The organism is Flavobacterium nitrogenifigens (assembly GCF_003254565.1).
Lineage (GTDB): Bacteria > Bacteroidota > Bacteroidia > Flavobacteriales > Flavobacteriaceae > Flavobacterium > Flavobacterium nitrogenifigens.
This window is the reverse complement of sequence record NZ_QJRI01000175.1, coordinates 256,390-264,819: the sequence shown is the minus strand read 5'-3', so window position 1 is coordinate 264,819 and position 8,430 is coordinate 256,390. Positions and strand designations below refer to the sequence as shown.

Below are 8,430 nucleotides of genomic sequence, written 5' to 3'. Positions count from 1 at the left end.
TTTTATAAGAACGAGTTATATAAAGTCAGAGACTTTGAGACGTTTCTGTTTTCAAATTAACGATAGCAAAATGGCGCAAAGTCAGTCCCGAAAGCTTTCGGGATTGCGCAGCACGAAGAATAGATTATTTTTACGTGATCGTAAACAATCGAGCGTATACAACCAAATTTAGAGCTTACACGAAATATCTTATATTTGATAAAATAAATAAAATCTGAATGGAAGAAAGATTCTGGTGGCGTTGCAATACAGAAGTCAAAATGCTAGACGACTATGAATTTAAATTATGCCGTGATGCATGGTTTGAAGGAAAGAAAGTTGTCGAAAAAGAACTAGAAAAAAGAAATATTAAAGATTTTGTTTGGTTGGATAAAATCGAAACTTTTGAGCAGTATCGTTATTTACTTGAAATGTACCGCATATTAACTGGAGAATATGAATCAAATCCTTTGGCTATTTTACATCATCAAAGTAGTCAATTTGGAAAAGATTGTCCAAATTGTAAAAAACCTTTTAGAACATCACGAGCAATATATTGTGCTAGTTGTGGTTATGGATCGGAAAATTTGACAAAAATCTAAATAACAGATACAAACAAGAAGTAAATCACAAAAAAGAAGTTAATGAAAATCTCTAAAATTATATTAGGAACTATTATTCCCATAGCAATTACGACGTTAATTGTTATTGGATGTCTTTTCATTAATCAAATCTTCTTTACTGAACCAAATATAGCTTGCGAAACTTATCAGCTGAGTAATACAACTTACTTAACATATGCCTTAATAATAATCGCTTTTACTAGTTTTTACCAAATTGCTATTGGCAATTTTATTCTTAAGCAAGATAAAAATAGTTTCGTTCTAGGTTTGTTAAACAGTCTTACTTATGCCCTATTTTATATTGGAATTTTAATCCTAATAAATTTATTTCAAAGAAAAATAGAATGGGATTTCTTTCTTATTTTCTTTTTATTATTTTTTATTCTGGGCTTATTGTTTACTGTATCAATTAAATTGTGGCGAAAAATTATACTGTAAAAAGACATGAAAAGTAAGCTAAATCCCGATATTTAAAACATTAAAAATGATACAACTATATAATTTAGTTTATGGTAAAGAGTCTTTATCCAAAATTATCGATAAACTAAGAGATTGGAACTTCGAAACATTAGATGGAATTGGCTTTTGCAGGATGCATGATCGATATTCTGCTATTGAATTAAAAGTTTATAATCTTAACAATTATCCTGAAAAAGATAAATTAGGACAATATAGATCCTATTTAAATTGGAATGTAGATAAAGATTTATTTCCAATAGAAAATTATGAATATGCGGAAAAAGAGCTCATAAGATATTCTGAGTTTATTACAGATTGGTTTTCTACAATAAAAGGAGAAACAATATATTTAGTTTATGAAATTAATTTTGCAGGATACGGTCCGGCAGACACGTGGGGACGAGGTGCGGCAGGCCGAGCATTTTTAAACGCCATAATTAGCTGTTTTGATGAAGATCTATATCAAATTGGAATTGAAAGAAAAGAAAAAGATCATCCTTTAGAAAATGGAATTTATCAAAGTGTTTATAGTCCTAGGAGAATTTAAAATTTTACAATAAGATCATATAATCTTTGCGGAGCTACTTGCGAAGATTTCTCCTTACTTCGAAATGACAATACTTTATGGATTTGATAAAATTAGACATCACATTTAAAAATGAATAACAATAAAATAATTGCAAATCCAAGTTTTCTTCAAATTGGATTCAGCATATTTGGAATGCTATTTTTTTTATCATCGGCTTATTTAGTATATAATCATGAAGTCGAATCTTATCAGAAAGGAGATTATCTAGGAATGTGGATTATAATTTCACTCTTTTGCTTCTTCGCACTAGGTTGCTTATATATGTTATTATGCTCAAAAAAAGTAGAACTGACAAATGAATTTTTATCGATTGAATATCCTTTACTTTTTAAAACTAAAAAAGTTTCACTAGACGATATAAAAAAGGTTTCTGAAGGCAATCATCAAATAAATTCTTCACATAATTTTAGTAGAATTGAAGTTTATAATGGCCAAAAAATTACAGTTGAATTTTTTGAACTAAAGAAAATAACAATTACTTCTTTTGAAGTATCAAATTACGAAATACTAGCACAAAATTTAAAAAACGTCACTAAGTCCTATTTTAAATTACATACAGGAAATAAAAGTATAAAAAGCTATCAAGGATATGGATGGCTTATCTTTATCATTATTTTGACTGTTGGATTAGTCTTTTCATTGATTCAGAAAAATCTAGGACACTAAACTTTAAACTCCGTACCAGCGCGAGCGTTTCTCTCGTGAACGAAATCATTCTGTTTCCTTCTAGTTTTGTCATTTCGAGGAACGAGACCCGAGCGCTAGCGAATTGGCGAAGCAAATCTTCGCGAGTAACTCCGCAATCAAAATCGCTAATCTTTGTAGAGCTACTTGCGAAGATTTCTCCTTACGTCGAAATGACAATATTGTGGTAGTTACTATGCGGATAAACTGACGAGAAGCAAACCAAAAAAAACCAACCATCATTAAATCAGTATTTTAGCAATAAATTTATATATTTGGTTATACCAAAAACAAATTTACTATCTAAAAACCACTATTAATGAAAGGACTTATTAAACTCGGCCGTTTATTTTACGGTATTGGCATTATTGCTTTGGGAGTGCATCAGCTTATTATTAAAGATTTTCGATCTGAAATTTTATCACCTTTTCCTGCTTGGACGCATCAATATCCTGTTTTTTCTATCCTTGTCGGAATTATTTTAATATTGGCAGGAATTATTATTTCGGGAATCGTTACCATTACATTTATCGATACCAGAAAAGTCTGTCTTTATTTAGGTTTTGCTTTTCTTGCCTCTTTTATAATTTCTCATCTTCCGTTTATTTTCATTTTTAATACCGATAAAACCAACGCCACACAAATCTGGATCAACGCTATTGAAGAACTAACGTATAGCGGCGGAGCATTTGTATTGGCGGGTTCTTATAGTGCGAACAAAAGCGAAAGCAAATTCGACAAATTTCTAGAAAAACTTATTCCGGTTGGGCGAATTTTCTATTCGCTTTTAATGCTTTTGTTTGGTTTAAGCCATTTTCTTTTTGCCGAGTTTGTTTCTACAATGGTTCCGAAATGGCTGCCAGGAACTATGTTTTGGACTTATTTTGTAGGCGTGGCGCTTATTTGTTCGGGCATTTCTATTATTTTTAAGCTTTGGATAAAACCTATTTCGCTTCTTTTGGCTTTAATGCTTTTACTTTTTGTACTTTTCTTCCATATTCAAGATGCTGTTGCAAACCCAACTGTTGGTGGTGGAAATGAAATTGTACGCGCTATTATTGCTTTACTTTTCTGCGGAATTGCATTGGTAATTGCATTAACTAATGATTCTAAAAAACAGGTTTTAGCGAGGTGAATTCATATCCAAATAAATCTATCTAATCAAAAAACACAATGACCAAATTCAATTTCGATAACAAAAGATTTGCGCTTATTCAGAATTCGGAAAACGGACAAGTAAATAATGAAACTGTTTTTAATTATAAACAAGACGACAATCTTGTTACTGCCGATTATTTTGGCGGAACCATAAAATACGGAAAAATTATTGCCGAACTAACCAATGATAAATTAAACATGCTCTACCAATGTATAACAGTTGATAACGAATTGAAAGCAGGAAAAGCATTGGCACAAATTACGCTAACAGAAAACGGAAAAATAAAATTGGCTTTGGATTGGGAATGGCTCAATAATGGAAACGAAAAAGGAAAATCGGAGTACATAGAAATTGAATAAATCATTATAAAATTTCAATTGAATCAACATGAAAAAGATTTTCTTATCAATAATAATTATTCTTTTTGTGGGAATATGTTTTTCATTCTATTCCTGCAAAGAAAAAGACAAAAAGGAAATTAAGGTTACACAAAGTCAGGCTTTAGAGATTGCAAAACGATATGACATTTCTGGAGAAAATGTAGAAATAAGTTTTAAAACCTATTACTACTCAAAAACAAGCTTAGGCTATCAAAAAGGAAAAAGAAAATTATATTACTGGGATATCTCAAAAAAATGTAATCACTGTTCATTCATTCAAATTGATGCAGTTACTGGTAATGTATTTTCAGAAGGCAGATTTACTTACGTATACTAAAAAATATGGTAAATAGTATTGAAAAAGAAGTACAAGATCTGACAAATCAATTACTTGAACTGGTGAATCTGTATTGCTGGAATGATATTTCGAATAATTTGATGTTTATTCTTTCCGATATTTCAGAAGTAAAAGGGGAAAACTTTTTTATCCAACGCGCCAACAGAAACAAACTTAATAAGAAGAAAACACTTAAAAGTTTCAACGAGGTGCTTATAAACTTAAAAGAAATTTACAATTCTATATATGACATCAATTTATATGTTTATAAAGCTGAAAAACATCAAACTATTATTGACATTAGATACTTTCTGAAAACTAATCTTGATTCAGATTTTTTTGAAACAATTTCTAATAATCCGCCAATGCTGCATTGTAAAATTACAAAACCTCCTTATTTAAAAAACGAAACTGAAAAATTTGATATTAATTGGGAATTGGGTGGTATACGATATAAATGGAATATGTTTTATTGGAAAACAAAATATAAATGGGATAAAGTGAATCTCAGCTTTACGAATTTGAAAAAAAAAATTAAACCATGGAAAACTTCGACTGGACTTCTTTCACCAAAAAAATAGCTATTAAAGCTCCGCTCAGCGACATTTACAACGCTTGGACCATTGCGAACGAACTGGAAAAATGGTTTCTAGAAAAAGTATCTTTTTTTGATGCCAACGAAGAACCAATCAGCAAAGATCAAAATGTTTCGGGAGGAAATACTTATGAATGGCTTTGGTATTTGTATGATGATGCCATGAAAGGAAAAATCACTTCTGCCAACGGAAAAGATTTTTTACAGTTTACGTTTGAAGGTTCGTGTCTGGTAGATATAAAATTGAGCGAAACGAATGGTTACACGATTGTAGAACTTCGCCATCACAACATTCCGACAGATGATAATTCGAAACAATACATCAGACTGGGCTGTTCCAATGGTTGGCATTTTTATTTGACCAATCTAAAATCGGTTTACGAAGGCGGATTGGATTTGAGAAATAAAGATGAAAATTTGAATCCTATGATTAATAATTAAGAGAAATGATATCAGAAATCAGTATTGAAGAATTCAGAACAAAACTGAAAACAAATACTAAATTAGGTAATCCAAAAATTAGCGGAAGTCCGTTGCACGCATTCAATATGATTGGCGAAAAAGATAAAATGTTTTACGGCATAATAAATCATAATGATTTTAAAATAACTAAAAATGCAGTATTGCATCCTATCCCTTTCGTTTTAAAAGGAAAAATTAAATCTAAAAGTCAAAACCAAACCGACATATCTTACGAAATAATCCCAATTCAATTTGGATATTATTGGATTCGTTTTTTTCCTTTTATTGCTTTTGCTTTGTTTAATATTATTTTTATTATCGAGAATCCACCATTAATAGTCTGGCTATTATTCAATTCCCTTATAATAATAATTGGTATTATTTTTAATATAAGAATGAAATATCAAAGAAGAAATTTTGAGAGAAATTTTATAAAATTCTTTGAAATAGCAGATAGAAGTGAAAATGAAAAATATTAAACCTCTTCTACTCTTTTCCAAAATCAAGCCACAACACATTCCATATTTTTCTCTTCCATAATCTGCATATCGATTATTTTTTGAGCAACAGTTCCTCTTTCAAATAAACGAATGAATTTGAAAACGGCGCTGACAAAATAACCTGGGTTCGAAACCAATCGGGCAATTTCGGTTATTCTCTGGTCTCTTAATTGTGTGCAGGCTTCTCTTTCGTTTTCTGGAACAGCTACAAATTCGTTCGCAAATTTCCATGCACCGTTTCTCGCGGTTTCCATGCTGAAATCAATAAAGAAATTGTCTATTTTACCCGTAAATTTTAATATCCACGTAAGCGTTGGCCAAATTTTAATCAAGCATTTTTCGACACCGCCAACCAAATTACTCAAAATGGAGTTTATCTTATCAAAATCGGCTTTTAAATCTTCTATATCTTCAACTGTACTGACTTCTGCCGAAGCTATTCCTAAATCGAGGTTAATATGAGCGTTGATTCCGAGAAGTAAATGTTGTAATACTATTGGCCAGAAATTTTCGGCTTGTTCAAAAGCAAATGCCCAGCATTCAGACGGTTTTTCTTTGGCTTGGTATTGATAATAGGCTTTCAGATAGCGATTGGCAAAAATAACATCCAGCTTTTCCATTCGCTCTCCGTTTTGAAAAGAACCTGCCAGAATGCCTTCTTTTATTCTTACCGTTACTTCCCGATATAGAATAGCAAACAGACCTAAATTGCTCTGGTCTATCTTAGATTTTTCTATTATTTGATCTAATAATAGAATTACCTCGTCTATAGTTTCAGCTTGTTTCATACTCATTTACAATTGGTTATGATTAAATTGAGAAGAACGAATTTAATTATTTTAACCGTTCATTGAACGGATTTCATCAATTCTGTGTATTGAAAATCAAAACGAAAAACTGCTTATTTCGGTGCAAATCGATTATGATCGTATAGTTTTTTCTCTGTGATATAATGCAAAATAAGATTCTTTGTCTGTTCGGCTGTTAAATCCTGGTTATAGATTTTTGCCACTACAACTCCCAGCCTATTTTTTTCATCGCTTGAAAGGTTCTCAAAATAAGAAAGTATTTCCTCTTTATTTTCAAGCTCGTTAATATCAAAACTTGGAATTACTTCCTGTTCTGCAATTTCTTTTTTTCTGTTTGAAACGTTTATTTTCTCTACTTTTTCAGTTTTATTTTCAGAGAAAGTTTTAGCTGGCGTATAATTAACTGCTACTTTAGGTTCTGGTTCAGAAGGTAAATCGGCTGGATTCATTTTAGAAACTTCTTTAAAAATATTTCCTAAGACTACAATCAAAACTATTTTTGGCAAAAACACAATGATATCGCTGTTAATGACTTTTACCATTTGAAGCGCCGAAATTATACCATAAACCATAAACGAAAAACCTAAGATTTTAAAGTAATCTTTTAAAACAATATCAATTTGTCTAAGACGGTTTCCTAAAATAATATCAATCAGGATTAACACTACACTAGATAAAAGCAAAAAAATGGCACTCGAAATAGAACTTGCGCCAAAAGAGAGCAACGCATTTGCATCGTCGGAAGAAAAATAGACTTTTAGCGCCTTAAAAAAAATTACGCCTACAGAATAAACGCCTATTCCTAAAAAAATGAAAGAAGCATTTATTAAAGAATTTGCCTTATTGCATTGAAGTGTTTTATTCAAAAGAACTTTAAGCACAAGAAGAAGTCCGATCCATATTAGATTGCTGAAAACAGAAAATCCATTGACTGTTAAACCATGAAGCCAAGTTTGGTCGACATAAATGAAATCTTTGTAAATTGAAAAAACTATCATTAAACCAGCATATACAAATGCTAATATTGCAGCGGTATTATAAATTTTAGGCAAATTTGCTTTTGAGAAAAAGTTATTCATAGAATGGTTAGTTTGTTAATTGGGGTTGGTGGTTATACCGTCAAAAATATAAAAATATAATTACAAAATTACTTTAACATTTTACGTTTTTGAAACTGTTCTTTATAAAACTATTTCCACAAAAAAATCCCAAAAGAAAAACTCTTTTGGGATTGTTACCAAACTTAAAACGAAACGGGATTGTACCTATTCTTCTACTTTTAAAATTTCTAATTTAAGATTTCCTTTTTTAGCAGGCCATTCAATAATATCGCCTTCTTTGTAGCCCACCATTGCAATTCCTTCATCTGAAAGAACCGAAATTTTGTTTTTGCTGACTTTTGCTTTTTCTGGACCAACAAGAAGAATTGTTTTTTCTTCGTTATTGCTGTGATCCTTATATGTAACTTTTCGATCTATAGAAACTACATCTTCAGGCAGATTTTTACGCAATACCTGCGTGGCATGTTTTAGCTGGCCTAATAAAAGTTCTTCTTCCTGAACAGTTACTTTTTTTCTTCTTACGTGATCTTTAATTAAATCGTATGTTCCTGTGGTTAAAATTATATTTTGTGACATGACTTTCTTGTGTGTTTCATTTTTTCTAAGATATGACACAACTCTACAGCGAATAGCACGCAAAGCGGCATATTCAACGATATCATATCCTGAATAAATGAGATTAAATAATAAAAATTAAAATGGTAAAATATCCCCTGCCTAGAGTTGTGACAGGGCAAAAGGAATAAACTCTTTTGAGCTTTTCAAGAAAGTATCGTCATGCAAATACAGCAAT

General features: G+C 30.9%; 12 protein-coding genes. 9 read left to right on the top strand and 3 right to left on the bottom strand.

Annotated features, from left to right (window positions below):
* Positions 1-218: 218 nt before the first annotated feature.
* The 9 genes from DM397_RS13245 to DM397_RS13200 all read left to right on the top strand — a co-directional run bounded on the left by DM397_RS13245 (position 219) and on the right by DM397_RS13200 (position 5,746).
* The gene (locus DM397_RS13245) at positions 219-581 is read left to right on the top strand and encodes a hypothetical protein (RefSeq protein ID WP_111377988.1); all 363 of its coding nucleotides are present in this window, start codon (positions 219-221) and stop codon (positions 579-581) included.
* Between the two features lie 505 nt (positions 582-1,086).
* Positions 1,087-1,608 carry a hypothetical protein gene (locus DM397_RS13235; RefSeq protein WP_142479048.1) on the top strand — a complete coding sequence of 174 codons (522 nt, stop codon included), beginning with the start codon at positions 1,087-1,089 and terminating at the stop codon, positions 1,606-1,608.
* 111 nt (positions 1,609-1,719) lie between these two features.
* Positions 1,720-2,316 (top strand): hypothetical protein, encoded by a 597-nt coding sequence (locus tag DM397_RS13230; protein WP_111377985.1) that lies wholly within the window; start codon positions 1,720-1,722, stop codon positions 2,314-2,316.
* A gap of 337 nt (positions 2,317-2,653) precedes the next feature.
* Positions 2,654-3,469: a DoxX family membrane protein gene (locus DM397_RS13225; RefSeq protein WP_111377984.1), complete on the top strand. Its 816-nt coding sequence runs from the start codon at positions 2,654-2,656 to the stop codon at positions 3,467-3,469.
* Positions 3,470-3,507: 38 nt separating this feature from the next.
* Positions 3,508-3,852 (top strand): hypothetical protein, encoded by a 345-nt coding sequence (locus DM397_RS13220; RefSeq protein ID WP_111377983.1) that lies wholly within the window; start codon positions 3,508-3,510, stop codon positions 3,850-3,852.
* 28 nt (positions 3,853-3,880) lie between these two features.
* The gene (locus DM397_RS13215) at positions 3,881-4,210 is read left to right on the top strand and encodes a hypothetical protein (protein WP_111377982.1); all 330 of its coding nucleotides are present in this window, start codon (positions 3,881-3,883) and stop codon (positions 4,208-4,210) included.
* A gap of 5 nt (positions 4,211-4,215) precedes the next feature.
* Positions 4,216-4,791 (top strand): hypothetical protein, encoded by a 576-nt coding sequence (locus DM397_RS13210; RefSeq protein WP_111377981.1) that lies wholly within the window; start codon positions 4,216-4,218, stop codon positions 4,789-4,791.
* Positions 4,752-5,246, top strand: a complete 495-nt coding sequence (locus DM397_RS13205) for an SRPBCC family protein (RefSeq protein ID WP_111377980.1) — start codon at positions 4,752-4,754, stop codon at positions 5,244-5,246. Before DM397_RS13210 ends, DM397_RS13205 begins: the two co-directional genes overlap by 40 nt.
* A gap of 5 nt (positions 5,247-5,251) precedes the next feature.
* Positions 5,252-5,746, top strand: a complete 495-nt coding sequence (locus DM397_RS13200) for a hypothetical protein (protein WP_111377979.1) — start codon at positions 5,252-5,254, stop codon at positions 5,744-5,746.
* Positions 5,747-5,769: 23 nt separating this feature from the next.
* Here DM397_RS13200 and DM397_RS13195 read toward each other — a convergent pair whose 3' ends face one another.
* From DM397_RS13195 to DM397_RS13185, 3 genes are all read right to left on the bottom strand, one after another.
* Positions 5,770-6,555, bottom strand: coding sequence for a DUF5995 family protein (locus DM397_RS13195; RefSeq protein WP_239457850.1), 786 nt, complete (start codon positions 6,553-6,555; stop codon positions 5,770-5,772).
* A gap of 113 nt (positions 6,556-6,668) precedes the next feature.
* Positions 6,669-7,655 (bottom strand): hypothetical protein, encoded by a 987-nt coding sequence (locus tag DM397_RS13190; RefSeq protein ID WP_111377977.1) that lies wholly within the window; start codon positions 7,653-7,655, stop codon positions 6,669-6,671.
* 186 nt (positions 7,656-7,841) lie between these two features.
* A complete protein-coding gene (locus DM397_RS13185) occupies positions 7,842-8,213 on the bottom strand; it encodes a GreA/GreB family elongation factor (protein WP_111377976.1) in 372 nt (123 codons plus the stop codon).
* Positions 8,214-8,430 lie beyond the last annotated feature (217 nt).